The 26062-nt window shown below is 72.9% G+C and carries 23 protein-coding genes; 17 read left to right on the top strand and 6 right to left on the bottom strand.

Annotated elements, in window-relative coordinates; genetic code table 11:
- The 8 genes from GA0070610_RS20455 to GA0070610_RS20420 all read left to right on the top strand — a co-directional run bounded on the left by GA0070610_RS20455 (window position 1) and on the right by GA0070610_RS20420 (window position 9152).
- Window positions 1-1257, top strand: a complete 1257-nt coding sequence (locus GA0070610_RS20455) for a hypothetical protein (RefSeq protein WP_392567262.1) — start codon at window positions 1-3, stop codon at window positions 1255-1257.
- Window positions 1258-1701: 444 nt separating this feature from the next.
- A complete protein-coding gene (gene rpsB / locus GA0070610_RS20450) occupies window positions 1702-2598 on the top strand; it encodes a 30S ribosomal protein S2 (RefSeq protein WP_089001537.1) in 897 nt (298 codons plus the stop codon).
- Between the two features lie 136 nt (window positions 2599-2734).
- On the top strand, window positions 2735-3565 hold the full coding sequence (gene tsf, locus GA0070610_RS20445) for a translation elongation factor Ts (RefSeq protein WP_089001536.1): 831 nt from the start codon (window positions 2735-2737) through the stop codon (window positions 3563-3565).
- 160 nt (window positions 3566-3725) lie between these two features.
- The gene (gene pyrH / locus GA0070610_RS20440) at window positions 3726-4493 is read left to right on the top strand and encodes a UMP kinase (protein ID WP_089001535.1); all 768 of its coding nucleotides are present in this window, start codon (window positions 3726-3728) and stop codon (window positions 4491-4493) included.
- Window positions 4494-4572: 79 nt separating this feature from the next.
- Window positions 4573-5130 (top strand): ribosome recycling factor, encoded by a 558-nt coding sequence (frr, locus tag GA0070610_RS20435; RefSeq protein ID WP_089001534.1) that lies wholly within the window; start codon window positions 4573-4575, stop codon window positions 5128-5130.
- Window positions 5131-5423: 293 nt separating this feature from the next.
- Window positions 5424-6617 carry a phosphatidate cytidylyltransferase gene (locus GA0070610_RS20430; RefSeq protein WP_089001533.1) on the top strand — a complete coding sequence of 398 codons (1194 nt, stop codon included), beginning with the start codon at window positions 5424-5426 and terminating at the stop codon, window positions 6615-6617.
- A 104-nt stretch (window positions 6618-6721) separates the two neighbouring features.
- Complete coding sequence (gene rlmN / locus GA0070610_RS20425) at window positions 6722-7867, top strand: 23S rRNA (adenine(2503)-C(2))-methyltransferase RlmN (RefSeq protein WP_089001532.1); 1146 nt, start codon at window positions 6722-6724, stop codon at window positions 7865-7867.
- 31 nt (window positions 7868-7898) lie between these two features.
- Window positions 7899-9152, top strand: a complete 1254-nt coding sequence (locus GA0070610_RS20420) for a DivIVA domain-containing protein (RefSeq protein ID WP_089001531.1) — start codon at window positions 7899-7901, stop codon at window positions 9150-9152.
- 99 nt (window positions 9153-9251) lie between these two features.
- On the opposite strand, the gene GA0070610_RS20415 is transcribed toward GA0070610_RS20420, so the two are convergent.
- Complete coding sequence (locus tag GA0070610_RS20415) at window positions 9252-9473, bottom strand: DUF2631 domain-containing protein (protein ID WP_089001530.1); 222 nt, start codon at window positions 9471-9473, stop codon at window positions 9252-9254.
- 271 nt (window positions 9474-9744) lie between these two features.
- Between GA0070610_RS20415 and GA0070610_RS20410 the strand changes: the two genes are divergently transcribed.
- A complete protein-coding gene (locus tag GA0070610_RS20410; protein WP_089001529.1) occupies window positions 9745-11334 on the top strand; it encodes a Rieske 2Fe-2S domain-containing protein in 1590 nt (529 codons plus the stop codon).
- 12 nt (window positions 11335-11346) lie between these two features.
- On the opposite strand, the gene GA0070610_RS20405 is transcribed toward GA0070610_RS20410, so the two are convergent.
- Together GA0070610_RS20405 and GA0070610_RS20400 are read right to left on the bottom strand one after the other, a co-directional pair.
- On the bottom strand, window positions 11347-12942 hold the full coding sequence (locus GA0070610_RS20405; protein ID WP_089001528.1) for a phytoene desaturase family protein: 1596 nt from the start codon (window positions 12940-12942) through the stop codon (window positions 11347-11349).
- A 71-nt stretch (window positions 12943-13013) separates the two neighbouring features.
- The gene (locus tag GA0070610_RS20400) at window positions 13014-13760 is read right to left on the bottom strand and encodes a TetR/AcrR family transcriptional regulator (RefSeq protein WP_172896563.1); all 747 of its coding nucleotides are present in this window, start codon (window positions 13758-13760) and stop codon (window positions 13014-13016) included.
- A gap of 103 nt (window positions 13761-13863) precedes the next feature.
- Here GA0070610_RS20400 and GA0070610_RS20395 point away from each other — a divergent pair, with 103 nt between their 5' ends.
- Both GA0070610_RS20395 and GA0070610_RS20390 read left to right on the top strand, forming a co-directional pair.
- A complete protein-coding gene (locus GA0070610_RS20395) occupies window positions 13864-16050 on the top strand; it encodes an MMPL family transporter (protein WP_089001526.1) in 2187 nt (728 codons plus the stop codon).
- A 71-nt stretch (window positions 16051-16121) separates the two neighbouring features.
- On the top strand, window positions 16122-17285 hold the full coding sequence (locus GA0070610_RS20390; RefSeq protein ID WP_089001525.1) for an alkaline phosphatase PhoX: 1164 nt from the start codon (window positions 16122-16124) through the stop codon (window positions 17283-17285).
- Window positions 17286-17297: 12 nt separating this feature from the next.
- On the opposite strand, the gene GA0070610_RS20385 is transcribed toward GA0070610_RS20390, so the two are convergent.
- Entirely contained in the window at window positions 17298-18128 is an 831-nt protein-coding gene (locus GA0070610_RS20385; RefSeq protein ID WP_089001524.1) for a YhjD/YihY/BrkB family envelope integrity protein, read from the bottom strand.
- 380 nt (window positions 18129-18508) lie between these two features.
- Here GA0070610_RS20385 and GA0070610_RS31805 point away from each other — a divergent pair, with 380 nt between their 5' ends.
- Window positions 18509-18835 carry a GNAT family N-acetyltransferase gene (locus GA0070610_RS31805; RefSeq protein ID WP_331716471.1) on the top strand — a complete coding sequence of 109 codons (327 nt, stop codon included), beginning with the start codon at window positions 18509-18511 and terminating at the stop codon, window positions 18833-18835.
- A 156-nt stretch (window positions 18836-18991) separates the two neighbouring features.
- On the opposite strand, the gene GA0070610_RS20375 is transcribed toward GA0070610_RS31805, so the two are convergent.
- Together GA0070610_RS20375 and GA0070610_RS30600 are read right to left on the bottom strand one after the other, a co-directional pair.
- Window positions 18992-20308 (bottom strand): family 43 glycosylhydrolase, encoded by a 1317-nt coding sequence (locus GA0070610_RS20375; protein ID WP_089001523.1) that lies wholly within the window; start codon window positions 20306-20308, stop codon window positions 18992-18994.
- Window positions 20309-20431: 123 nt separating this feature from the next.
- Window positions 20432-20602, bottom strand: coding sequence for a hypothetical protein (locus GA0070610_RS30600; RefSeq protein ID WP_157747191.1), 171 nt, complete (start codon window positions 20600-20602; stop codon window positions 20432-20434).
- 121 nt (window positions 20603-20723) lie between these two features.
- Here GA0070610_RS30600 and GA0070610_RS20370 point away from each other — a divergent pair, with 121 nt between their 5' ends.
- The 5 genes from GA0070610_RS20370 to GA0070610_RS20350 all read left to right on the top strand — a co-directional run bounded on the left by GA0070610_RS20370 (window position 20724) and on the right by GA0070610_RS20350 (window position 26013).
- The gene (locus tag GA0070610_RS20370; protein WP_089001522.1) at window positions 20724-21389 is read left to right on the top strand and encodes a Uma2 family endonuclease; all 666 of its coding nucleotides are present in this window, start codon (window positions 20724-20726) and stop codon (window positions 21387-21389) included.
- Between the two features lie 43 nt (window positions 21390-21432).
- Window positions 21433-22647: a 1-deoxy-D-xylulose-5-phosphate reductoisomerase gene (gene dxr, locus GA0070610_RS20365; protein ID WP_089001521.1), complete on the top strand. Its 1215-nt coding sequence runs from the start codon at window positions 21433-21435 to the stop codon at window positions 22645-22647.
- Complete coding sequence (locus GA0070610_RS20360; protein WP_089001520.1) at window positions 22647-23897, top strand: M50 family metallopeptidase; 1251 nt, start codon at window positions 22647-22649, stop codon at window positions 23895-23897. Before dxr ends, GA0070610_RS20360 begins: the two co-directional genes overlap by 1 nt.
- A gap of 9 nt (window positions 23898-23906) precedes the next feature.
- On the top strand, window positions 23907-25079 hold the full coding sequence (gene ispG / locus GA0070610_RS20355; protein ID WP_089001519.1) for a flavodoxin-dependent (E)-4-hydroxy-3-methylbut-2-enyl-diphosphate synthase: 1173 nt from the start codon (window positions 23907-23909) through the stop codon (window positions 25077-25079).
- 94 nt (window positions 25080-25173) lie between these two features.
- Complete coding sequence (locus GA0070610_RS20350; RefSeq protein WP_089001518.1) at window positions 25174-26013, top strand: GNAT family N-acetyltransferase; 840 nt, start codon at window positions 25174-25176, stop codon at window positions 26011-26013.
- Window positions 26014-26062: the final 49 nt, after the last annotated feature.

The following is a 26062-nucleotide window of genomic DNA, read 5'->3' as shown; positions in this document are numbered from 1 at the left end:
GTGGACGGACGACGGAACTTTGTCGAAGATCAGGAGTCGCGCTGGTATCCGGCCGATCGCGACCGTGACCGTGAGAGCGGCTTCGGGGAGGCGGACTGGCGTGGCCCGGCCGAGACGCGGTACCGGGACGACGACCTGAGCGCCCCCGAACCGCGCCGGGCCGCCGAGGACGCCCGCTTCGGCGAGGCCGTGGGCACCCGGCGTGGCGAAGCAGGACGTTTCGGCGCGTCGACAGAGCCCGACTCGGGCCGCTTCGGCGCCGTCGAGCCCGACTCCGGCCGTTTCGGCGCCGTCGACGCCGACCGGGGCCGCTTCGGCGGGCCGGAGGACTCGGGTCGGTTCGCGGTCACGGGGCCGGAGGACTCGGGTCGGTTCGCCGTCGGCGGAGCGGAGGACTCCGGCCGGTTCGCGGTGACCGGCCCCGAGGACTCCGGTCGGTTCGCCGTCACGGGGACGGAGTCCGGGAGGTTCGGCGACGGCGATTCGGGACGCTTCGCGGCGGTGCCGCCGCTCGGGGACGCCCGGTCGGAGACCGAGGGATACCGGGCGAGCCGCTCGCGTCGGGCCGGGGCCGACCCGGACGTCTCGGGGGAACTGCCCGCCGACCGCCCGGGGCGACGCGCCGCCCGGGAGTCGAGGGACGCCCGCGACGCGCTGTCGACCTCCGGCGTCGACGCACTGGCCGGGGCGGGGCCCGTCGAGCGGGCCGTGGACCCGACCCGCCCGGCGCCGCTGGGCGGCTATCCGATCGTCGCGCCCGCCCGGGCGGCCGAAGCCCCGAGCCCGGTGGAGACGCCGGTCGACGAGCCCGCCCGGCCGGTCGAGCCCCCGAACCCGCTGGAGATGCCGACCGGGCCGATGACGCCGATCGCGCCCCGCACCGAGCTCGCGCCGGGAGAGTTGGCGGCGTACCCCCCGGTGGTCGCCCCGCACCCGGGAGCCCCGGCGGGCGACGGCGTCTACCGGACCCGACGGCCGGCGCTGGCCGCGCTCTTCACGCTGCTGGTCCTGGTGTTCGAGGTGCCCGCGTTGCGGGTGCTGCTCAGCGGCGTGACCGGCGACCCGGTCTCGGCCGCCGACGTCGTGGTGGGGATCTTCCTGGTCTGCGGCCTGCCGATCTTCGCGATCGGCCTGTACGGGCTGCGCACCGGCGGGCTGTCGCTGGCGGAGGGGAGCCGGGGCTGGCTGCGCCCGCCGACGGCGTACCTGACCGTCGGCCTGGTGCTCTTCGTCGCCGCCGCCCTCGCGGTCGGCTGACCCTCGACCGCCGGGGCGGCTACCCGGGCCCGCGGGGCGGCACCGCGCGGTGCCCGCGGACCGCTTCATCCGCCTCGCCGCCGACGGCGATCAGCAGGCCGCCGAGCGCGGACCGGCCGCCCGGCAACGCGGCTGGCGCGACGCCCGCGGGACCGCTCCGCCGACGGCGAGCACCGGTCGGGGCGGGCGCGCCGAGTGCCGGAAATGGGCGATCCGACCCCTTCCCCGCACCCGAGGCATCGGGGGCGGGGAAGGGGCGTACACTGGTCGACTGGCGACCGCCTCGCGCGGTCGACCTCGCGCGCCCTCTCCACGAGCCGTCGTGGGGCGACGGCCTCCCTGGTCCCGATCTTGGTCGGGCCCGCCATGGCCGCCGACCGGGCGCCAGGACGCCCGGCCGCCTGGCCGGGCGGAACAACCAGGGACCACGAGGAGTACCCCACCATGGCCGTCGTGACCATGCGTCAGCTGCTGGAGAGCGGTGTCCACTTCGGGCACCAGACCCGGCGCTGGAACCCGAAGATGAAGCGCTTCATCTTCACCGAGCGCAACGGTATCTACATCATCGACCTGCGCCAGACCCTCGACTACATCGAGAAGGCCTACGAGTTCGTGCGCGGGACCGTCGCCGAGGGTGGCAGCATCCTCTTCGTCGGCACCAAGAAGCAGGCCCAGGAGGCCATCGCCGAGCAGGCGACCCGGGTCGGTCAGCCCTACGTCAACCACCGCTGGCTCGGCGGCATGCTGACCAACTTCCAGACGGTCTACAAGCGGCTCCAGCGGATGAAGGAGCTGGAGGCCCTCGGTGACCTGAGCGGCACCGCCGCCGGGTACACCAAGAAGGAGACCCTGCAGCTCTCCCGCGAGAAGATCAAGCTGACCCGCACCCTCGGCGGTCTGCGGGACATGCAGAAGCTTCCGGCCGCGATCTGGGTGGTCGACACCAAGAAGGAGCACATCGCCGTCGACGAGGCCCGCAAGCTGGGCATCCCGGTGATCGCGGTCCTCGACACCAACTGCGACCCGGACGAGGTCGACTTCCCGATCCCGGGCAACGACGACGCGATCCGCTCGGCCGAGCTGCTGACCAAGGTCGTGGCCGCCGCCGTCGCCGACGGCCTGATCGCCCGTTCCGGCCGTCGTCGCGGCAGTGACGAGAAGCCGGAGCCGGGCGTCGCCACCGACGAGCCGCTGGCCGAGTGGGAGCGCGAGCTGCTCGAGGAGCCGAAGAAGGCCGACGAGCAGGCACCGCAGGCGCAGGCCGAGCAGGCCCCGCAGGCACAGGCCGAGCAGGCCCCGCAGGCACAGGCCGAGCAGCCGGCGACCGCCGCCGCGGAGTGACCGCACCGCCGCTTCCCCGCCGCCCGTTCTCCCGGGCGGCGGGGAAGCGGCAGGTACGCCGGGCACGTCGCGCCCGGATCCGGGTAACCGGCACCAGGACCAACCCACCCGCAGTCTCAACACCGAAGAGAGAGCCATGTCCAACTTCACCGCCGCGGACGTCAAGAAGCTCCGCGACCTCACCGGCGCCGGCATGATGGACTGCAAGAAGGCGCTGACCGAGGCCGAGGGCGACTTCGACAAGGCCGTCGAGATCCTGCGCGTCAAGGGCGCCAAGGACGTCGGCAAGCGGGCCGGCCGTACGGCCGCCAACGGTCTGATCGCCCACTCCGGCAAGGCGCTGCTCGAGCTCAACTGCGAGACCGACTTCGTCGCCAAGACCGACGCCTTCATCGAGCTGGCCCAGCAGCTGGTGGAGCACGGCGAGCGCAGCGGCGTCGGCACCGCCGAGGAGCTGCTCGCGACCGAGCTGGACGGCAAGACCGTCGCCGACCTGGTGCAGGAGCAGTCCGCCAAGATCGGCGAGAAGCTCGTTCTCAACCGGTTCGCCAAGCTCGACGGCACCACCGCCGTCTACCTGCACCGCAAGAGCCAGGACCTGCCCCCGGCGGTCGGCGTGCTGGTGCAGTACACCAGCACCGCCGGCGACGAGGCCTCCGACTCGGACGCCCGTGGCGTCGCGATGCAGATCGCGGCCATGCGCCCGAAGTACCTCACCCGCGACGAGGTGCCGGCCGACGTCGTCGAGTCCGAGCGGCGCATCGCCGAGCAGACCGCCCGCGAGGAGAACAAGCCCGAGGCGGCCCTGCCGAAGATCGTCGAGGGTCGGGTGAACGCGTTCTTCAAGGACTACGTCCTGCTCGAGCAGGCGTCCGTCGCCGACAACAAGAAGACGGTGAAGCAGCTGCTGGCCGAGGCCGGCATCGACGTCACCCGCTTCGTGCGGTTCGAGGTCGGCCAGGCCTGAGCCGCCCCGGGCGCTTCGCGCGCCGCGGGCAGGGGAACGTCGACGAGGAGGCCGCCGGTGTACGTGACAGGCACCGCGGCCTCCTCGTCACATAGGGTCGGCTACGGCAGTTTCGCGGTTACGGGGCGTACGGGACGTGCGCATGGGGAAGGGCGGGCGGATGACGCAGGTTGTGAGTGACCGGAGTCTGGCGGCGGACGATCCGACGGCGCCACCTCCCGGCCGGGCCCGCCGGGTGGTGCTGAAGCTCTCCGGTGAGGTGTTCGGCGGGGGCGCGATCGGGGTGGACCCGGACGTCGTGCAGGCCATCGCCCGGCAGATCGCCACCGTGGTCCGCCGCGGCGTGCAGGTGTCGGTGGTGGTCGGCGGCGGCAACTTCTTCCGGGGTGCCGAGCTGCAGAAGCGCGGCATGGACCGGGCCCGGGCCGACTACATGGGCATGCTCGGCACCGTGATGAACTGCCTCGCCCTGCAGGACTTCCTCGAGAAGGAGGGCATCGAGACGCGCGTGCAGAGCGCGATCACGATGGCCCAGGTCGCCGAGCCGTACATCCCGCTGCGCGCCATCCGGCACCTGGAGAAGGGCCGCGTGGTGATCTTCGGCGCGGGCGCCGGCATGCCGTACTTCTCCACCGACACGGTGGCCGCCCAGCGGGCGCTGGAGATCCGCGCCGACGTGGTGCTGATGAGCAAGAACGGCGTGGACGGCGTCTACACCGCCGACCCGCGGATCGACCCGACCGCCAGCAAGTTCGACTCGATCACCTTCTCCGAGGTGCTGCGGCGTAACCTGCGGGTGGCCGACGCCGCCGCGTTCAGCCTGTGCATGGAGAACGGCCTGCCGATGCTGGTCTTCGGCGCGCAGGGCGACGACACCATCATCCGGGCCGTGGGTGGCGACAAGATCGGCACCCTGATCACCGCCTGAGCGGTCGCGTGACCCCGACCTCAGCGGTCCCTCCGACACGACAAGCCCACGACGAGCACAGAAGGAGGCGAGGAGACCGGTGATCGACGACACCCTCCTCGAGGCCGAGGAGAAGATGGAGCGTGCCATCGAGCACGCCAAGGAGGAGTTCGGCGCGATCCGTACCGGTCGCGCCAACGCCGCCATGTTCTCCAAGATCATCATCGACTACTACGGCAGCCCTACGCCGCTGCCCCAGATGGCGTCCATCGGGGTCCCCGAGCCGCGCATGGTGATCATCAAGCCGTACGACAACTCGCAGATCAACGCCATGGAGAAGGCGATCCGCGACTCCGACCTCGGCGCCAACCCGAACAACGAGGGCAACCAGCTCCGCATCCTGCTCCCGCAGATGACCGAGGAGCGCCGCCGAGAAATGATCAAGGTCGCCCGGCACAAGGGTGAGGAGGCCAAGGTGGCCATCCGCAACATCCGCCGCAAGGGCAAGGAGGAGCTGGACCGGCTCGTCAAGGACGGCGAGGTCGGCGAGGACGACGGCCGCCGCGCCGAGAAGGAACTCGACGACCTGACCCAGCGCTTCGTCGCCGCCGTCGACGACCTGGTCAAGCACAAGGAGAACGAACTCCTCGAGGTGTGAGTCGTACGCCGGCCTCCGCCGCCGACGACGGCATCGTGGCACCGGCGCTCCGCCGTCCGCTCGGGCGGCGGGGCCCGGTGCCACCGACGTCCGAGGGCCGTCACGGGCCCGGTCCGACGTGAGGAATCGGTGGGTGCAGTAGGCTCGGCAGGATTCCCGGCCACCCTGCGGTGAACGGTGGGGATCGGCCGGCCGTCGGGCGGGTCAACCGGACGGAACAGTCGCGCGGGTAGGGGAATGGTTGTGGTTGTGCGTCAGTCGGTGGATCTCGTACCGGTCCCGCTCGGTGCGTGATGTCCCACCTCGAGCCCCACGGTAGCGCCGAGCCCCGCGGCTGGGACCGTCCCGACACCCCCGCACCGGCGCCCGCCCTTCCCTGGCCGGAGCCCGAGATCGAGCCGGGCCAGTGGCACCGCGGTCCCGCCGTCCTCCCCGACGCGTACGCCGAGGCGCCGGCCCGCCCCCGCCCGCAGGCCGGGATGCCGGCGGGCGGTGACGCGGCCACGTCGAACGGCCATCGCGACCCCGACGACTCCGACTACCCGACCACCCAGCTAGAGCCGGTCCGCGACGTCGAGCCGGAGCCGATCCCCGCGCCGCCCCCGGGCCGCCGGCAGCGCGGCCGGCGCCGGGCCGGTCTCGACCGGCCACCGACCCAGCAGTCCGCCCCGAGCCGGGCCGGACGCAACCTGCCGGCGGCCATCGCCGTCGGCGTGGCCCTCGCTGCCCTGGTCGTGGTGCCGCTCTTCTTCTATCCGCCCGTCTTCCTGGTGGTGGTGGCCGCGGCGGTCGGCGTCGGCATCTGGGAGATGGCCCGGGCGGTACGCCGCAGCGGCGCGCACCCGCCGCTGGTGCCGCTGATCGCCGGCGGGGTGCTCACCGTCGGGCTGGCCTGGTTCTCCGGTCCCGACGCGCTGAGCCTCGGCCTGCTGGTGACCGTGCTGGGCACCATGGTCTGGCGACTCGGCGACGGGCCGGGCGGCTTCCAGCGGGACCTGACCGCCGCCACCCTCATCGCCGTGTACGTGCCGTTCCTCGGCGGGTTCGCCGCGCTGCTGGCGGCGGCGCCCGAGGACGGGCATCTGCGGGTGCTGGTGACGCTGGCCGCGGTGGTCCTCTCCGACACCGGCGGGTACGCGGCCGGCGTCAACTTCGGCAAGCATCCGATGGCCCCCTCGGTGAGCCCGAAGAAGTCCTGGGAGGGCTTCGCCGGCTCGGTCACCGCCGCGGCGCTGGGCAGCGCCCTGCTGCTCTGGCTGCTGCTCGACGTGGCCCCGTGGTGGGGCGCGCTCTTCGGGCTGGCGGTCTCCGGCGCCGCCGTCCTCGGCGACCTCGCCGAATCCATGATCAAGCGTGATCTCGGGGTCAAGGACATGAGCAACCTGCTCCCGGGCCACGGCGGCCTGATGGACCGGTTGGACTCGATCCTCTTCGCGTTGCCGACCGCGTACCTGCTCCTGGCAGTCTTCGTCCCGGTGCTGGAGTGAGGCGTGAATCACCCGTCGTCAGCGGTCCCGCCCGGGCGGCGGAGGGCGATTCGCCACCTCCGGACAGGTGTGTCGACAGTCCGGCGTGACAGACTGGACGGGCCATGACGAGCCTGCCCCTGATCCCCGCAGACCCCGACGCCCCCGGGCGGCGGCCCGCGATGCCTCCCCGTCACCTCGCCGATCTCGACCTCGCCGGCCGCCGGGCCCTGGTCGCCGAGCTGGGGGAGCCGGCGTTCCGCGCCAAGCAGGTCTCCACCCACTACTTCGGTCGCCTGGTGCGCGATCCGGGGCAGATGACCGACCTGCCGGCCGCCACCCGCGAGAAGCTCGCCGACCAGCTGCTGCCCCGGCTGCTCACCCCGGTCCGGGAGCTGGCGTGCGACGACGGCGCGACCCGCAAGGCGCTCTGGCGGCTGCACGACGGCTCGCTGGTGGAGAGCGTGCTGATGGGCTACCCGGACCGCGTCACCGTCTGCATCTCCAGCCAGGCCGGCTGCGGCATGGCTTGTCCGTTCTGCGCGACGGGCCAGGCGGGGCTCACCCGCAACCTCTCCACCGCCGAGATCGTCGACCAGGCGGTCTACCTGGCTGGGGTGGCCGCCTCCGGAGCGGTGGCAGGTTCGCCGCCGCGCCTGTCGCACGTGGTCTTCATGGGCATGGGCGAGCCGCTGGCCAACTACTCCCGGGTGGTCGCGGCGATCCGTCGGCTGGTCGCCCCGGCGCCCGAGGGGCTCGGGCTGTCGCAGCGCCACATCACGGTCTCCACGGTCGGGCTGGTCCCGGCCATCCGCCGACTGGCCAGCGAAGACCTCTCGGTGACCCTTGCGCTGTCGCTGCACGCCCCCGATGATGAGCTGCGCGACGAACTCGTGCCGGTCAACCAGCGCTGGAAGGTGTCCGAGGTGCTGGATGCGGCCTGGGACTACGCGGACCGCACGGGGCGTCGCGTGTCGATCGAGTACGCGATGATCAGAGACGTGAACGACCAGCCGTGGAGAGCCGATCTGCTCGGGCGGCTGCTGGCCGGGAAGCTGACCCACGTGAACCTCATCCCCCTGAACCCGACTCCGGGCAGCCGTTGGGACGCCAGCCCGAAGCCGGTCGAGCGCGAGTTCGTCCGGCGGTTGCGGGAGGCCGGGGTGTCGACGACGGTACGGGACACCCGGGGTCGCGAGATCGACGGAGCGTGTGGGCAGCTCGCCGCCGCCGAGGACATGGACACCGACCGGGCCGGGGAGAAGGCGTGACCGGGCGTAGCGAACGAGACCAGGAGACATAGTGGCGAGTCAGGGTCAGCGTTTCCGGCGTAAGGCGCTCCGCCGGGGATACAAGGTCGACGAGGTCGATGCCTTCCTGGACCGGGTCGAGGCGACGCTCGACGGCCGGCCCGTGGGTGCGCCCGTCGCCTCCCAAGAGGTCCACGACGTCGTCTTCCGGGTCCGCTTCAACGGCTACGACGAGTGGCAGGTCGACCTGCACCTCGACCGGGTCGAGCGGCAGTTGGCCGAGCTGGAGGAGCGCGGCGGCGTCGGCGGACGCGGCGGCGACCCCCGGGACGCAGACCGCCTGGGCCCGCCCGACCGCCTGGGCCCGCCGGACCGGATGGGGCCGCCGGCGCGTGACGATCGCGGCATGTCGCCGGTCCCGCAGCCGATGCCGCCCCGGGCGATGCCCGCGCAGGCCGGGCCGCCCGCCGACCGCTACGGCCGCTACGACGAGCCCACCGGCGCCTTCGCCGGCGGATACGACGGGCCCCGCGGCGGCTACGAGCCGCCGCGCGGCCCGGGCGGCCCCGGCCCGATGGGACCGGGCGGCCCGATGGGCCAGGGCGGCCCGCCGCCGCGCGGCCTTCCCGCCGGCCCCACCGGCTACGGCGACGGCCCGGGTGGCGGCTACGGCGACCGTCCGGGTGGCGGCTACGGCGACGGCCCCGGCGGCGGCTACGGCGACCGTCCGGGTGGTGGTTACGGCGACGGTCCGGGTGGCGGCTACGGCGACCGTCCCGGCAACTACGGCGATGGTCCCGGTGGCTACGGCGACGAGCCGCGTTTCGACGGGTTCGAGGCCGGCCGGCGCGCTCGCGCCGACATGACCGCCGAGATCCGTATGCCGGAACGCGACCTGCGCGACCTGCGGGACCGCGGCCCGGCCGGCCCGCCCCCGCAGCCGGGCTTCGGTGGCCCGCCGAACGCCGGCCCGCCCGTGGGTGGCCCTCCGGTCGGCGGCCCCCCGGTCGGTGGCCCGCCGCCGATGGTCGGTCCGCCGATGGCTGGCCCGCCCGGCAGCGACCTCTACCGCGTCGACCAGATCCGTCGCAGCTTCCAGGTGCGCCGGTTCGGCAGCGGCTACGACCCGGACCAGGTCGACCGGTTCTTCGACACGTTGCTGGGGGGCATGCAGGGCCGCAACGCGATGCCCGTGAACCCGAAGGAGCTGGACACGCTGCGCTTCCCGCTGGTGCCGGGCGGCTACTTCGAGGCCGAGGTCGACGCCGCGCTCAAGGACGTGCAGGACATCCTGTTCGGGCGCTGATCCGCGTACGGCGAGGGCCCGCTCCCCGATCGGGGGCGGGCCCTCGTGCGTGTGGTCTCCGGCGCGCGGACCGGTGCGACGCCGGCTGGCGCGGGTGCGTCAGGACCGCAGGCCGTTGCGCCGCAGCACGGCGTCGCCGATGACGATGACCAGCAGCAGCACGGCCAGGCCGATCAGCCAGATGTTCTCGACCATGCCCTCGTGGTTGCCGCAGAGCATCGCCAACAGGGCCAGCGCGGAGACCACCGCACCGATCCGCCCGGACTTGCGGTGCCCGGGCTTGTGCTGGTCTGGCGACGTTACCGGCTCGCTTCCTGCCACTGTCGGTCCTTCCCTCGCGATCGGATCTCCGGTTAGTCTGGCACGCCCCGTGCCGGGCCCGGCGCTGGGTCCGACCGATGGGGCGGACCGCACGATCCGCCCGGTCGAGACGGGCGTCAGCCGGAGGGCGTACGAGGGTGGCGGGCGGGGGACCAAGGTCCCGACGTCACCCGGGCGCATCGGCACTACCGGCGTCGCGGGTGGGTGGCCAGACTCCCTCCGGTAGCGTTTCTGGCGTACACCTTGTTTGTCGTTTTGAGGGGGAACTGCGGTGCGAGTGACCGGTACGGGACACGCCAGCATGCGGATCGACACGGCCGCGGGCAGCATCCTGTGCGACCCGTGGGTCAATCCGGCCTACTTCGCCTCCTGGTTTCCGTTTCCGGACAACTCGCTGCTCGACTGGGAGGCCCTCGGCGACGTCGACTACCTCTACGTCTCCCACCTGCACCGGGACCACTTCGACGCGGCGCACCTGAAGCGCTTCGTGTCGAAGGACGCCACCGTGCTGCTGCCCGCGTTCCCCACCTCCGAGATGGAGGACGAGCTGCGGGAGTTGGGCTTCACCAAGTTCCTCAAGGCGCCGAACGAGCAGGTCGTGGAGCTGGACGGCGGCCTGAAGATCATGATTCAGGCGCTGACCAGCCCGACCGACGGCCCGATCGGCGACTCCTCGCTCTGGGTGGAGTACGACGGCGTCCGGCTGCTCAACCAGAACGACGCCCGCCCCACCGACCTGGGTGTCTTCGCCGAGCTGGGGCACGTGCACGCGCACATGCTCCAGTTCTCCGGCGCGATCTGGTACCCGATGGTCTACGAGCTGCCGCAGGCGGCGAAGACGGCGTTCGGCAAGCAGAAGCGGGACCGGCAGTTCGACCGCACCTGGCGCTACATCGACGACCTGAAGGCCGACCACGTCTTCCCGATCGCCGGCCCGCCGTGCTTCCTCGACGACGAGCTGTGGCAGTTCAACGACATCCACGGCGACGAGGGCAACATCTTCCCCGACCAGTCGGTCTTCCTGAGCGAGTACGCCAAGGTCGGCGGCACCAACGGCGTCGTGCTGCTCCCGGGCAGCGTCGCGGAGATCACCACCGAGAGCTGCGAGACCAGTCACCCGGTGCCGGTGGAGGAGTTCTTCGCGAACAAGGTCGCCCACCTGGAGGAGATGCGCGAGCGCAAGCGGCCGGTCATCGAGGCGGAGAAGGCGTCCTGGCGCCACCCCGAGGTGGACGTGCTCAAGGAGATGCAGCGCCGGATCGAGCCGCTGCTGGACGAGTCGATCTACCTGGCCAAGGGGGTCGGCGGCCCGGTCCGCTTCGACCTGGTGGGCACCGACAGCTCGGGCGGGGAGACCGTCGAATCCATCGTGGTGGACTTCCCCGGCAAGCAGGTCCGCCCGTACGCCGACGAGAAGGTCCGCTACCGGTTCCGTACGGAGCGGGCGCTGATCGAGCACCTGCTGCACATCGGCGAGGTGGACTGGGTCAACTCGCTCTTCCTCTCCTGCCGCTTCTCGGCGGCCCGGATCGGCCAGTACAACGAGTTCGTCTACGCGTTCTTCAAGTGCCTCTCCACCGAGCGCCTCCAGTACGCCGAGGGCTGGTACGACGAGCACGAGCGCTCCAGCGACGCCGAGGACATCACCCTCGGCGACTGGGTGGTGCAGCGGCGCTGCCCGCACCTGAAGGCCGACCTGACCCGGTTCGGCATCGTCGACGGCGACCAGCTCACCTGCCAGCTGCACGGCTGGCGGTTCGACCTGCCCAGCGGCCGCTGCCTGACCAGCGTCGGGCACAAGGTCCGCGCCCACCGCGTCGACGCCGAAACCCCCGCCCCCGCCGGCGAGGTCCTCAGCTAGCTCCGAAGCGGGTCAGCGGGCCAGGTCGGTGAGGATGCGGCGGGCGGCGTTGTGGCCGGCGGCGCCGATGACGCTGCCGGCCGGGTGGCAGCCGGCGCTGCCCGCGTAGACGCCGTCGACGCCGGTGGCGTACGGCATCCGGTCGGTGAACGAGACGGTGTTGTCGACGTGGTGGATGTGCCCGCCGGTGATGCCGAAGTGCGCCTCGATGCCGGGCGGCGGCAGCGGCACCGCGTCGGCGATCAGGTCACCCGTGCCGGGGGCGTACCGCTCGCAGATGCCGACCAGCCGGTCGACGTAGCCGGGCAGCGCCTCGTCCCAGGTGGTGTCGGCCAGCGCGTACGGCACCGACTGCACGAAGAGCGCCGACGAGTGGTGCCCCCGGCCGTCGGACAGCGACTCGTCGACGGTGGTGTGCAGGTACCACTCGATGGTCGGCTCGTCGGGCAGCCGCCCCGCCTGCACGTCCGCCCACATGGCGCGCAGCGCCGTCATCGGCGACTCCCCGCCCCCGCCGGTCAGCGAGTCCGAGCCGGGCAGCAGGTGGATCGTCGAGCCGAACGGGCTGGGCGCGCCCTCGGGCAGGCAGGAGAACCGGGGCAGGCCGGTCAGCGCCAGGTTGAGCTTGAGGGTGGTGCCGGGGCGGCGGACCGCCGTCATCCGCTCGGCCAGCGGCGCCGGGAGCGCGCCGTCGGGCAGCAGGTCCATCAGCCGGTACGGGTCGCAGGCGCCGAGCACCACCCGCGCGGCGACCTCCCGCCCGTCGGCGAGGACGACCCCACTGGCCGCGCCGCCGTCCAGGGCGATCGCGCTGACCGGCGTGCCGGTGCGGATCGTCGCGCCGGCGGCGCGGGCGGCGTCGGCGAAGGTACGCGACACGGTGCCCATCCCGCCCTCGGCGATCATCCACGTGCCGTCGGAGCCGGGCAGCCGGCACATGTTGTGGACGAGGAAGTTGTGCCCCGTGCCCGGGTCGTCGGGGCCGGCGTTGAGCCCGGAGAGGCCGTCGGTGACCGCGTACATGCTGACGAGCAGCTCGGAGCGGAAGTCGAAGCGGGCCAGGTGCGCGGCGACCGAGCCGCGGACGAGGTCGACGAAGACCTGCCGCAGCGCCGGCCGGACGTACCGCTCGGCGGTCTCCTCGACGGGCAGCGGCTCGGCCAGCCAGGCGGGGGCGAGGTCGTCGCGCAGCGCGGCCAGCTCGGCCTGGAGGGCGTCGTCGGCGGCCACGTCGGCGGGGGAGAAGAACTCGGCGAGCTGCGCCCGGGTGGCCGCCGTGTCGCTGCCGAAGAGCAGGTAGGGCGAGCCGGGGCCACCGGGGGTGGGCAGGAAGTAGTGCGGGTCGCGGCGCAGCACGGGGATGCGCACGTCCAGCGTGGCGAGCAGCTCCGGCGGCATCAGCCCGAGCAGATACGACCCGGTGGAGTGGCGTAGCCCCGGCACCCGGGGGAACGGCGCCTCGGTGCGGGTGGCCCCGCCGATGACGTCGGCCGCCTCCAGCACCAGCACGTCGAGCCCGGCGCGGGCGAGCAGGATCGCGGACACCAGACCGTTGTGCCCGGCGCCGACGATCACCACGTCGGCCCGGGTCGGTAGCTCGTCACCCATGCCGGGGGAGCCTACTGCCCGCAGGCGCCGCCGGTCAGCCCTTCACCACCCGGTCGGCCCTCCACCGCCGGTCAGCCCTTCACCGCCGGGGCGGCCGTCGAAGGGTGGTCGTCCGTCGGTGGGGCGGCCAGCAGCTGGGCGGTGAACGTCTCCAGCTCCAGCTCGAAGAGCGCCTCGGCGTCGGTGACCGCCCAGTCGAACTGGTGGAAGACCTCCATGGCGACCAGGCCGTAGAGCCGGGTCCAGCCGGAGAGGAAGGCGTACGCGACCTCGACCGGCACCTCGCCGTGGCTGATCCGCAGCGGCTCCAGTCGCCGCCCACCCAGGCGCTGCCGGAGCAGCTCGGGCGGCGGGGTGCGGAACGGGGAGCGGTGCCACAGGTCGAGGATCGGCTGGATGAAGACCGCGCCGAAGCGGGAACCGGGGTGGCCCTGGTCGTCGCCGCCGTCGAGCGCGTTGCGGCCGGGGGTGGGGGCACCGAAGATCAGCCCGAACTCGGCCGGGTGCGCCACCGACCAGGCGCGGAACGTCCGGGACATGGTGAGCAGCTGGCCGACCGGGTCGGGGCCGGCGTCGTCCCGGGCCGCCTCCAGCAGCAGCCGCAGCTCGTCGTAGAGGTCGCCGGCCAGCGCCGCGACGAGGGCCTCCAGGCTGGGGAAGTAGCGGTAGATGGCCGGCGCGGTCATGCCCATGTCGCGGGCGATGGCCCGCAGCGAGACGGCGTCGACCCCGCCCGTCACCAACAGCCGCCGAGCCCCGTCCTTGATCTCGGCGACCGTCGCCGAGCGTAGGCGTTCCCGTCGGCTCGGTGCGTCCATCCGGCTGACTCCCTTGACCGAATCGACCGCCGTTGCCATAGTTAACGGCGTTCACTCAAATGAGCGATGGTCACAGCCTAGCCGTCGTCGGAGGGGGAGGCGAATGTTCGCCTGGTGGGGACAGATGGTCGTACGGCTGCGCTGGTCGGTGCTGGCCGCCGCCCTGGTGCTCGTCGCGGTCGGCTCCACCTGGGGGGTCGGGGTCTTCGGGCAGCTCACCGGTGGCGGCTTCGACGACCCGGCGAGCGAGTCCAGCCGGGCCGCCGAGCGGATCACCCGCGAGCTCGGGCCGCAGGGCGCCGACCTCGTCGTGCTCTGGTCCAGCGACGGGCCGACCGTCGATGAGCCCGCCTTCCGGGACCCGGTCGCGGCCACCGTCGCCGGGCTGCGCCAGCGATCGGAGATCACCAGCGTCACCACCTGGTACGACACCCAGGCTCCCGCGCTGCTCTCCACCGACCGCCGGGCCACCTACGCGCTGATCCAGCTCCGGGCCGCCGACAAGGACGACAAGGCCGCCGCGTACGAGGAACTGCGGCCCGCCCTGACGGCGCCCGGCGTACGGACCGAGGTCGGCGGCGCCACGGCGGCCCTTCAGGAGTCGAACGCGCAGACCACCGAGGACATCACCCGCGCGGAACTGCTCTCCATGCCGGTGCTGCTGGTGCTGCTCGTGCTGATCTTCGGCGGGCTGGTGGCGGCCTCCACGCCCCTGCTGATCGGCGGGCTCGCCATCCTCGGCGCGTTCGTCGCCGTCCGGCTGGTCAACATGGTCACCGACGTGTCGGTGTTCGCGATCAACGTCATCACCCTGATCGGCCTGGGCATGGCGGTCGACTACGCCCTGTTCGTGGTGAGCCGGTTCCGCGAGGAGTTGGCCGCCGGCCGGGACACCCCGGCCGCGATCCGGCGGACGATGGCCACGGCCGGGCGGACGGTGCTGGTCTCCGGGCTGACCATCGCGACCGCCATGGCCAGCCTGTTGATCTTCCCGCAGGCGTTCCTGCGCTCGATGGCGCTCGGCGGGATGGCCGCCGTGCTGGTCGCCATGCTGGCCGCGCTGACCGTGCTGCCGGCCCTGCTCGCGGTGCTCGGCCACCGGATCGACGCGCTGCGCGTACCGCTGCCGTGGCGGCGTGGGGCGCGCGGTGGGCGGCCGGCGGCGGGGGAGACGGGCGGCGCCTGGGCCCGGATCGCGCACAGCGTGATGCGCCGCCCGGTGCGCTACCTGGTCGGGGTGTCCGTGCTGCTCCTGCTGCTGGCCACGCCGATCCTGCGGATGGAGTTCGGCGGGTTCGACGACCGGGTGCTGCCCGCGAGCGCCGAGCCGCGGGTGGTCTCCGAGCGGATCGCCGCGGAGTTCCCCGGCGGCACGATCGCGCCGATCGACGTGCTGGTCTCCGGGGTGTCCCCGGAGCAGGTGCAGCCCTTCGCCGACCGGGTGGCCGCGGTGCCGGGCGTGACCGGGGTGCAGGTGGCGGCCAACCGGGGCACGTCGACGCTGCTGACGGTGACCTACCCGGGCGAGCCGACGGGTGACGCCGCGCACGACGTGGTCCGGGCGCTGCGCGCCCTGCCCGCGCCGGGCGGCGCCGAGGTGCTGGTCGGCGGCCGGCCCGGCGTCGACCTCGACCTGATCGACAGCCTCGCCGACCGGCTGCCCTGGATGGCCCTGCTGATGGCCGCCGCGATCCTGGTCCTGCTCTTCCTCGCCTTCGGCTCGGTGGTGCTGCCGATCAAGGCGGTGCTGATGAACCTGGTGTCGATCGGCGCGTCGTTCGGCGTGGTCGTCTGGATCTTCCAGGACGGGCACTTCGCCGACCTGCTCGGCTTCACCCCGACCGGGTTCATCGAACCGAGCAACCCGATCCTCATGCTCGCCGTGCTCTTCGGGCTGGCGACCGACTACGAGGTGTTCCTGCTCTCCCGGGTACGCGAGGAGTGGGACCGCACCGGCGACAACACCGCGTCGGTGGCCACCGCGCTCCAGCGCACCGGGCGGATCATCACGGCAGCGGCGCTGCTGCTGATCATCGTGGTGGCCGGCTTCGCCACGGGCGAGATGGCGTACATCAAGCTCATCGGCATCGGCATGATCGTGGCGATCGTGGTGGACGCGACGCTGGTGCGGGCGCTGCTGGTCCCGGCCACGATGCGGCTGCTGGGCCGCTGGAACTGGTGGGCCCCCGGCCCGCTGGCCCGCGTCTACCGCCGCTTCGGCATCAAGGAGTCCGACGACGAGCCCGGGCCGGCGGCTCCGGAGGCCCGTCGCCCCGCGTTCACCAAATAGAGGCTTCCATCGATGCCCCGTCGGCCCTAGCGTCGACGGGGCATCGTCCCCGCACCCTCCGGGAGCCTCCGATGGACCGTCGTACCCTGCTGCGCGTCACCGTCGCCGGCGGCGCTGCCTTCGCCGGCAGCCTGTGGGCCGGCGCCGCGCTCGCCGCCCCCGCCCAACCCGGACCCGGCCCGTACGGCGACCTGCTCGGCGCCGACGGCAACGGCCTCCAGTTGCCGGCCGGCTTCACCAGCCGGGTCGTCGCCCGATCCGGGCAGCGGGTGCCCGGCACCTCGTACCTGTGGCACCTGGCTCCGGACGGCGGCGCCTGCTTCCCGGCCGGGGACGGCTGGATCTACGTCTCCAACTCCGAGGTGCCGCTGGTCGGCGGCGCCTCCGCGGTGCGCTTCCGGGCCGACGGCTCGATCGCGGCGGCGTACCGGATCCTCGGCGGGACCAACGTCAACTGCGCCGGCGGGGCAACCCCCTGGGGCACCTGGCTGTCCTGCGAGGAGGTCCCGTTGGGTCGGGTGTTCGAGACCTGGCCGGACGGCAGCCGGGCGGCCGAGGAGCGGACCCGGATGGGCCGGTTCACCCACGAGGCGGCCGCCTGCGACCCGGATCGACGGGTCGTCTACCTGACCGAGGACGAGGACGACGGCTGCTTCTACCGTTTCGTCCCCGACACCTGGGGCGACCTGCGCACGGGGAAGGTGCAGGTGCTCTGCGCCCCGGCCGACCAGGTGGCCGGGCCGGTGACCTGGCGCGACCTGCCGGACCGGGACGGCTTCCCGGTGCCGACCCGCCGGCAGGTCGGCGCGGCCCGACACTTCGACGGCGGCGAGGGGTGCTGGTACGACCGGGGCACCTGCTGGTTCACCACCAAGGGCGACAACCGGGTGTGGGCGTACGACGCGGTCAACCAGCGTCTCGACCTGGCGTACGACGACTCGCTGGTGCCGGCCGGGGCGGCGCCGCTGACCGGCGTCGACAACATCACCGGCACCGCCGGCGGCGATCTCTACGTCGCCGAGGACGGCGGCGACATGGAGATCAACGTCATCACCCGGGCCGGCGTGGTCGCCCCGTTCCTGCGCGTCCTCGGCCAGTCCGGCTCGGAGATCACCGGCCCGGCGTTCTCCCCGGACGGGTCACGCCTCTACTTCTCGTCGCAGCGCGGCGCCTCCGGCAGTTCCATCGGCAGCGACGGGATCACCTACGAGGTCACCGGCCCGTTCCGGCCCTGACCGTCGACACGCTCAACCGGCGCGGCGGTCGCGCCAGCGGGAGAGGGCGAGGGTGGCGGAGTAGCCCGCCAGCACGATCACGTGGAAGAGGTAGAGCCAGAGCAGGACCGCCACCCCCGCGCCGATCTCGTCGAAGCCCCCGAACGGCACCCCCAGGTCGATCGGGAGCGAGGCGAAGAGCACGAAGCCGTGCAGGAAGCCCGACAGGTTGGCCGCGGTGAACGACCCGACGCCCAGCGCGGAGAGCCAGTCCGGCGACGCGGGGCCGACCACCCGGAACACCCAGAGCAGCACCGGGGTGAGCACCAGCCAGACCGCCAGGAAGGACAGCACCACCCCCAGCGCGCCGGTCCAGCCGCCCTGCCGTACCAGCCCGGTGGTGGTGGGCAGCGCGAGCAGGATCGACAGCAGCAGGGCCGGGGCCGGCGCCAGCAGGGGCAGCAGCAGCAGCCGGCCCCGCCAGCCGACCAGCGACTCCTCGCTGCGCGGCACGGCGACCGAGACGAAGGCGCGGCGCAGCCCCTCGCCGTAGAGCGACGCCGGCAGCAACGACGCCAGGGCCAGCAACGGGGTCAACCCCACCCCGGCCCCGACCAGCGCCTGCACCGCGTGGGGCGCGCCGATCGCGTCCGGCAGCGTGTCCACGGCGTACGAGGTGAGCCGGCGCACCCGCTCGGCTCCCGCCAGCAGCGACGTCAGCCAGATCGCCAGCAGGGCCACCGGCACCACGGCGATCGCCCCGTAGAAGGTGATGGCGGCGGCGTGCAGGGACAGGTCCCGCCCCCGCAGCGGGCGGAACGCCGCACTGGTGATCCGCTTCGCCCATCGCCATCCGTCGCCCATCGCGGCTTCTTTCCCCGTACCGCCCCGCGTCACGCACGAGATCGCCGCCCGCGTGGGTGCCGTACGGCACGTCGCCCCCGGACGGCCGACCGGTCCCCGTCGCGTCTGAGTGGGAGCGCTCGTCGCTCCCGGGGCGACACCGCTCACTAGGATCGCCGGAATGGGGATCTTCGCCACGCAACGCCTGGTCGTCCGGAACTGGACCGCCGACCCGGCCGACCTGAACCGGATCTTCGACATCTACTCCCGCCCCGAGGTCACCCGCTGGCTGGGCGCGCCCGGCCTGCCGCTGACCGCGCCGGCGCAGGCCGCCGACCGGCTGGCGACGTGGCGCGCGGCACGCCGACCACGGCGACCGGTACGGCACGTGGGCGATCGAGGTGCGCGACACCGGCGTGGTGGTCGGCACGGTGCTGCTCAAGCCGCTGCCCGGACGGGACGAGAACGTGCCGACCGGGGACATCGAGGTGGGCTGGCACCTGCACCCCGACTCGTGGGGCCACGGGTACGCCACCGAGGCCGCCCGGGCGGCGGCGGCGCGGGAACTGGCCGCCGGCACCCGCGAGGTCTACGCGGTGGTGGCGCCGGGCAACACCGCGTCGATGGCGGTGGCCCGCCGGCTCGGCATGACCCACGTGGGCCGCCGCACGGACTGGTACGGCGGCGAGTCCCTGGAGACCTTCGTGCTGACCGCTGCCGGGGACTGAGCCGTTCGACGCCCGGCCCCGCGGCGGCTGTCCGTACGACGGGGCGGCCCGGCCCCGGTCCCGCTCCGCGTCGAGATCTTGGTAGGAATCGGCCCCCGCAGGGGCACTTTCCCGCCAAGATCTCCACGCGCCTCCGGCGGAGCGCGGCGGGGCGCGCTAGGCCACCTCGACGAAGTCGAGTTCCGCCCAGCGGCTCAGGTGGGTGAACCGGAGCGTGTTGAAGCCCGCGTTCAGCGTGACGTCCACCCCCACCTGCCGCCAGACGTCCCAACCCGTGTCGGGATAGGTGACGACCTTCGGGTTCGCGCCGTTGACCGTCAGCGTGTGCTGGGCGTCGCCGTAGCCGGCGGCGTAGGCGACGTGGACGCGGTACCCGCCGGCCCGGGGCGCGAAGACGGTGACGTCGACCCAGCTGTCCGCGTGGTCGATGTAGGCCACCACCTGCCCCTGCGAGGTGTTGGGCGCGGCGCGTACCGCGCAGTTGCTGAGCGTGCCGCGTTCGGCCTCGTACCGCACCCGGCTCCCCCGCACCACGGGGTTGCCGCCGGCCCAGCCCAGCGCCGCCACGTACATGCCGCGGGCGGAGTAGTTGTTGATCCAGCCGTGGAACACGATGTGGTCGCCGCCGGCCTCGCGGACCACGTCCGCGCCGCCCGGCCCCCGCACGGCCGAGTCCAGCGACGCCGTGGTCATCAGCGAGCGGTACGCCTTGGTGTACGGGCCGGTCAGCGAGGTCGACGTGGCGTAGCTGGTCTGGTAGCCGTCGCCGCCGTAACCGCCGAGCGAGTAGAAGAGCACGTACTGCGCGCCGACCTTGGTCAGCACCGGCGCCTCGATGATGCCGCCCTCCTCGGCGCGACCGCTGCGCAGCAGCTCGACGCGGGCGCCCTGGAGGGTCACGCCGTCGGCGGCGACCCGTTGCAGCCAGAGGCTCGTCGGCTGGCCGATGGCGTTGCCGTCGTCCTTGTAGAGCAGGTGACGCAGCCCGGTGCTGTCGGTGAAGCTCGCCGCGTCGATGTCGCCGCCCTCGCCGGCGTTGCAGACCAGCGGCTGGGTGCCGACGGAGGCGAACGGCCCGAGCGGTGACGTGGCCAGCGCGGCGCCGATGCACTGCCGGCCGGTGGCCCGGCTGCGGGCGGTGTAGTAGAGCAGGTAGCGCCCGTCGGCCCGCTGCGACACGTCGGGTGCCCAGGTGAGGCCCCCGTTGGCCCAGGCGCCGAGGGTCGGCATCGCGTCTCCTCGCCTGGTCCACGCCCCGGTCAGCGAGCTGGCCGTGGCGACGGGGACGTTGCCGTGCCCGTTGTTCGTCGAGTACGCGTAGTAGGTGCCGCCGAACTTGACGACGTCGGGATCGGGGAAGTCGCTGGCGATGACCAGTGAGGGTGTGGTGGTGGCGGCCTGGGCCACGCCCGGGCTGACGAGCAGGGGAGCGGCGACCAGCAGGGCCGCCAGCCAGACGAGACCTCTTCGCATGCCCGATTCAACCACAGTCATCTATGTGGTGAAAGAAGCATGCGAACCGGGCGTCGCAGACGACGACGGGCCTGAAGAGTGGTCTCTCCGGGCCCGTCGCGTGCTGTCAGCGGTGCCCTGACCTCAGCCGAAGGGCCTCACGCCCCGCCAGTCGTCGCCCAGGACGACCTTCACCGGCCCTCCGGTGTCGGTCTTCGAGGGGTGGTAGATCCGCATCATCCCGTCCGCCGCGAACCGGCGTGCGACGGCGCCGCCCCCGCACAGCAGTGGGACGCGCAGGACGAGACCCGCCACATCTACGTGTCCAGCGCCTGCTCTTGCTAGAAAGTCGGACCAGGTGTGCGATGGCGTGCGGCGAGGGCTGCGGCGGCTAGGCTGACCTGTGCAGAATGTCCCGCTGAGGGGGTGAGCCCGGATGGCCCAGGCCGCTTTTGCGCCCGAGCCGGCGCCGCAGCCCACCGAGCCGTCGTTCGACGTGCTGCGGTGGCGCGACGAGCCGTGGACCGCGCAGCTCGCCCTCGACCTGTTGCCGGAGACCAACGGCCCCAAGGTTGAGGTCCTGAGCGGAAGCGTGATCGTGACCCCACACGCTGGAGTCGACCACCAGTCGGTGGAACGTGAACTCCCCTATCTCCTGCACCGTGCCGCCCGCCGGGCGGGCCTGTGGGCCTACCCCGAGATCAACGTGGTCTCGGGTGAGGACCTCTTCATCCCCGACGTCGCCGTGCTCCGGTCCTCCGGTGGTGGTCGGTCAGCCGTCGAGATCGGCCAGGCCGTCCTGCTGGGCGAAATCGTGTCACCAGGTAATCGGCGTAAGGACGTGATCGACCGCCCGCGCGAGTACGCCGCCGCCGGTGTCCCCTTCTTCCTCCGGGTCGACCTGCGCAACCGGGTGCCGACCATGGCCCTGTTCAAGCTGACCGAGGGCGAGTACGCACCGCTCAGCGCGGCGGCGGCCGGCAGCACCTTCACCATGAGTGAGCCGTTCGCGTTCGCCGTCGACCCGGCCGACCTCCTCGACGAGGAAGCAGCCGAGGACGGTGTGGAAGTGTCGGCGGGGCAGGCCGGGGCCGAGGACTGAGGCTCCCGGCGGGCGGCCGGCGACGCTGGGGAAGAATGGCCCGGTGACTTCGCCCCGGGAACTCGTCCTGCTCGGCTCCACCGGCTCGGTCGGCACACAGGCCGTCGACATCGTCCGGCGCAACCCGGACCGGTTCCGGGTGGTGGCGCTCGGCGCCGGTGGCGGCAACGTCGAGCTGCTCGCCGCCCAGGCCCTCGAACTGCGCGTCGACGCGGTCGGCGTGGCCAAGGCGTCCGCCGCGCAGGACCTCCAGCTCGCCTTCTACGCCGAGGCGAGCCGGCGCGGCTGGGCCACCGGCGACTTCAAGCTGCCCAAGATCGTGGCCGGCCCGGACGCGATGGCCGAGCTGGCGCAGTGGCCCTGCGACGTGGTGCTCAATGGCGTGGTCGGCTCGCTCGGGCTCGCGCCGACCCTGGCCGCGCTGCGCGCCGGGCGTACGCTCGCGCTCGCCAACAAGGAGTCCCTCGTCGCCGGCGGCTCGCTCGTGAAGGCCGCGGTGACCCGGCCGGAGCAGATCGTGCCGGTCGACTCGGAGCACTCGGCGCTGGCCCAGTGCCTGCGCGGCGGTGCCCGGGGCGAGGTGCGGCGGCTGGTCGTCACCGCCAGCGGCGGGCCGTTCCGGGGCAAACGGCGCGACGAGTTGACGCGGGTCACGCCCGAACAGGCGCTCGCCCACCCGACCTGGAACATGGGGCCGGTCGTCACGATCAACTCCGCCACGATGGTCAACAAGGCGTTGGAGGTGATCGAGGCGCACGAGCTGTTCGACGTGCCGTACGCCGACATCGCCGTGATGGTGCACCCGCAGTCGGTGATCCACTCGATGGTCGAGTTCGTGGACGGGTCCACCCTCGCCCAGGCGAGCCCGCCGGACATGCGGCTGCCGATCGCGCTCGGCCTCGGCTGGCCCGACCGGGTGCCCGACGCCGCCGCCGCCGTCGACTGGACGACGGCCCACACCTGGGAGTTCGCGCCGCTGGACGACGAGGCGTTCCCGGCGGTGGCGCTGGCCAAGGCCGCCGGCGAGGCCGGGCGCTGCCGGCCGGCGATCTACAACGCGGCGAACGAGGAGTGCGTGGCCGCGTTCGTGGCCGGCCGGCTGCCCTTCCTCGGCATCGTCGACACCCTCCGGCGGGTGGTGGAGGACGCTCCCGATTTCGACGAACCGGGTACCGTCGAGGACGTGCTCGCGGCGGAGTCGTGGGCGCGCGCGCACGCGCAGGAGATCATCATCGCGGGTTCGGTGGAAGGAGCTTGATGGCGTACCTGCTCGGGGTGGTGCTCTTCGCCCTCGCGATCCTCGTCTCGGTGAGCCTGCACGAGGCGGGGCACATGCTCACGGCAAAGGCCTTCGGCATGAAGGTCACCCGCTACTTCGTCGGCTTCGGCCCCACGCTCTGGTCGTTCAAGCGGGGCGAGACCGAGTACGGCGTCAAGGGCATCCCCCTCGGCGGCTTCTGCAAGATCGTCGGGATGACCCCCCAGGACGACGACGTCGACCCGGCCGACGAGCCGCGCGCGATGTGGCGGTTCCCGGTCTGGAAGCGGACGATCGTGATGTCCGCGGGCTCGATCACCCACTTCGCCCTGGCCGTGATCGCCCTCTGGATCATCGCGATCAGCGCCGGCCTGCCCAACCCGCAGTTCCCGAGCACCGAGGCGGAGATCCGCAAGGAGCCGGCGGTCATCGCGCTGTCGAAGTGCGTGGTCCCGGAGAACACCCTGCGCGAGTGCACCACCGCCGACCCGGCCAGCCCCGCCGCCCAGGCGCAACTGCGCGACGGCGACCGGATCACCGCCATCAACGGCACGCCGATCGACGACTACGGGCAGCTGCTCACCACGCTGCGCGCCCTCAAGCCGGGCGACACGGCGCAGATCGCGTACGTGCGCGACGGGCAGCCGGCCACGACCAGCACGGTGCTCGCGCAGACCCAGCGGCCCCCGCTCGACGACCCGAAGGGCCAGGTCGCCCCGGTCGCCGCGCTCGGCGTCGGCCTCGTGCCCAGCACGCCGACCCGGATCACGTACGGACCGGTCGGCGCGGTCGGCGCGACCGCCGACTTCACGGGCGACATGGCGGTCAACACGTACGAGGCGATGAAGCGCATCCCGCAGAAGGTCCCCGCCCTGTGGGCGGCGATCACCGGCGAGGAGCGGGACATCGACACCCCGATCAGCGTGGTCGGCGCCAGCCGGCTCGGTGGCGAGGCCGTCGAGAACGACGCCTGGCTGCTGTTCTTCATGCTCTTCGTCTCGCTGAACTTCTTCATCGGCGTGTTCAACCTGCTGCCGCTGCTGCCGCTCGACGGCGGGCACATCGCCATCGCCTGGTTCGAGCGGGCCCGCTCCTGGCTCTACGCCCGCATCGGCCGCGCCGACCCGGGGCGCGTCGACTACCTCAAGCTCATGCCCCTGACGTACGTGGTGATCCTGATCGGTGGCGTGTTCACGCTGCTGACCATCACCGCGGACGTCGTCAACCCGATCACGCTCTTCTCAAGGTGAGTGCCTGAAGTGACCGCTGTCAGTCTCGGTATCCCCGCCGTACCGCCCCCGCCGCTCGCCCCGCGTCGGGTCAGCCGCCAGATCATGGTCGGCCCGGTGCCGGTCGGTGGGGGCGCGCCGGTGTCGGTGCAGTCGATGACCACCACCCTCACCTCCGACGTCAACGCCACGCTCCAGCAGATCGCCGAGCTGACCGCGTCCGGCTGCCAGATCGTCCGGGTCGCCGTGCCCAGCCAGGACGACGTGGAGGCGCTGCCGGCGATCGCGAGGAAGTCGCAGATCCCGGTGATCGCCGACATCCACTTCCAGCCGAAGTACGTCTTCGCCGCGATCGACGCCGGCTGCGCGGCGGTCCGGGTCAACCCGGGCAACATCCGCCAGTTCGACGACAAGGTCAAGGAGATCGCCAAGGCGGCCGGCGACGCGGGCGTGCCGATCCGGATCGGCGTCAACGCCGGCTCGCTGGACAAGCGGCTGCTCGCCAAGTACGGCAAGGCCACTGCCGAGGCGCTGGTCGAGTCGGCGCTGTGGGAGTGCTCGCTGTTCGAGGAGCACGGCTTCCGCGACATCAAGATCTCGGTCAAGCACAACGACCCGGTGGTCATGATCCGGGCGTACCGCCAGCTGGCCGAGAAGTGCGACTACCCGCTGCACCTGGGCGTCACCGAGGCCGGCCCGGCCTTCCAGGGCACCATCAAGTCGGCGGTCGCCTTCGGCGCGCTGCTGGCCGAGGGGATCGGCGACACGATCCGGGTCTCGCTGTCGGCGCCGCCGGTGGAGGAGATCAAGGTCGGCAACCAGATCCTGGAGTCGCTCGGCCTGCGCGAGCGGGGCCTGGAGATCGTCTCCTGCCCGTCCTGCGGCCGGGCCCAGGTCGACGTCTACAAGCTCGCCGAGGAGGTCACGGCCGGCCTGGAGGGGCTGCCGGTGCCGCTTCGGGTCGCCGTGATGGGCTGCGTCGTGAACGGCCCGGGCGAGGCCCGCGAGGCCGACCTCGGGGTCGCCTCCGGCAACGGCAAGGGCCAGATCTTCGTCAAGGGCAAGGTCGTCAAGACCGTGCCGGAGGCGCAGATCGTCGAGACCCTCATCGAGGAGGCGCTGCGCATCGCCGACGAGATGGGCGCCGAGCTGCCCGAGGAGCTGCGCGGCCTGCTCCCCGGCGCCACCGTCAGCGTGCACTGACCCGTCCCGCAGCCGGCCCGTCCGGTGCCGGTGCCGTGGTCCCACTCGTCACACGGCCCGCGCGGCACCGGGCGGATCTGGCAGGCTGGTAGCCGTGCTGACGGTGCCGGTACGGCAACTGGGGGAGTCGGAGCGCCGCGCGGTCGAGCGGCTGCTCGACCTCGACCCGTTCGCGGGCGCGCAGGTCGCCGAGCGGATCACCGCGCGTGGCCTGGCCTGGTGGCGTGCCGAGGGACGGGTGCTGGGCTACGGCAGCCGCCGTAACCTGGAGTCGATCTGCTGGCTGGGTGGCAACCTCACCCCCGTGCTCGCCACCGAGCCGGCCGTCGCCGCCTACGCCGATCTGCTGGCCGGCGAGGAGCGGCTCTGCTCGTCGATCGTGGGCCGGGCCGACGCGGTGCTCGGCCTCTGGGACCGGCTCTCCGCCGTCTGGGGGCCGGCCCGGGACGTACGCCCCAACCAGCCGTTGCTGGCGACCGAGTCGCTGCCCGCGCTGCGGGCGGACCCGCAGGTGCGGCTGGTGCGCGCCGGCGAGATCGACCGGCTCTTCCCGGCGGCGGTGGCGATGTACACCGAGGAGGTCGGCGTGTCGCCGCTCGCCGACGACGGCGGGCGCGGCTACCGGCGGCGGGTCACCGACCTGGTCCGGACGGGCCGGGCGTACGCCCGGTTCGTCGACGGCCAGGTGGTGTTCAAGGCCGAGCTGGCGGTGGTGACCCGCCGGACCGCCCAGGTGCAGGGCGTCTGGGTGGCCCCCGAGTGGCGGGGCCGGGGCATCGCGTCGGCGGCCATGGCGGCGGTGGTGCGCGACGCGCTGCTGCGGGTCGCCCCGACCGTCAGCCTCTACGTCAACGACTTCAACCTCCCGGCGCGCCGGGTCTACGAGCGCTGCGGTTTCCGCCCGGTCGGCACGCTCGCCACCGTGCTCTTCTGAGCCACCGGCCACGGCGGCGACCTGGACGCGCTGCGGACGCGGGCGCGCA

This window comes from Micromonospora echinofusca (assembly GCF_900091445.1).
In the GTDB taxonomy this organism is placed as follows: domain Bacteria; phylum Actinomycetota; class Actinomycetes; order Mycobacteriales; family Micromonosporaceae; genus Micromonospora; species Micromonospora echinofusca.
This window is presented reverse-complemented; position numbering and strand designations above follow the sequence as displayed.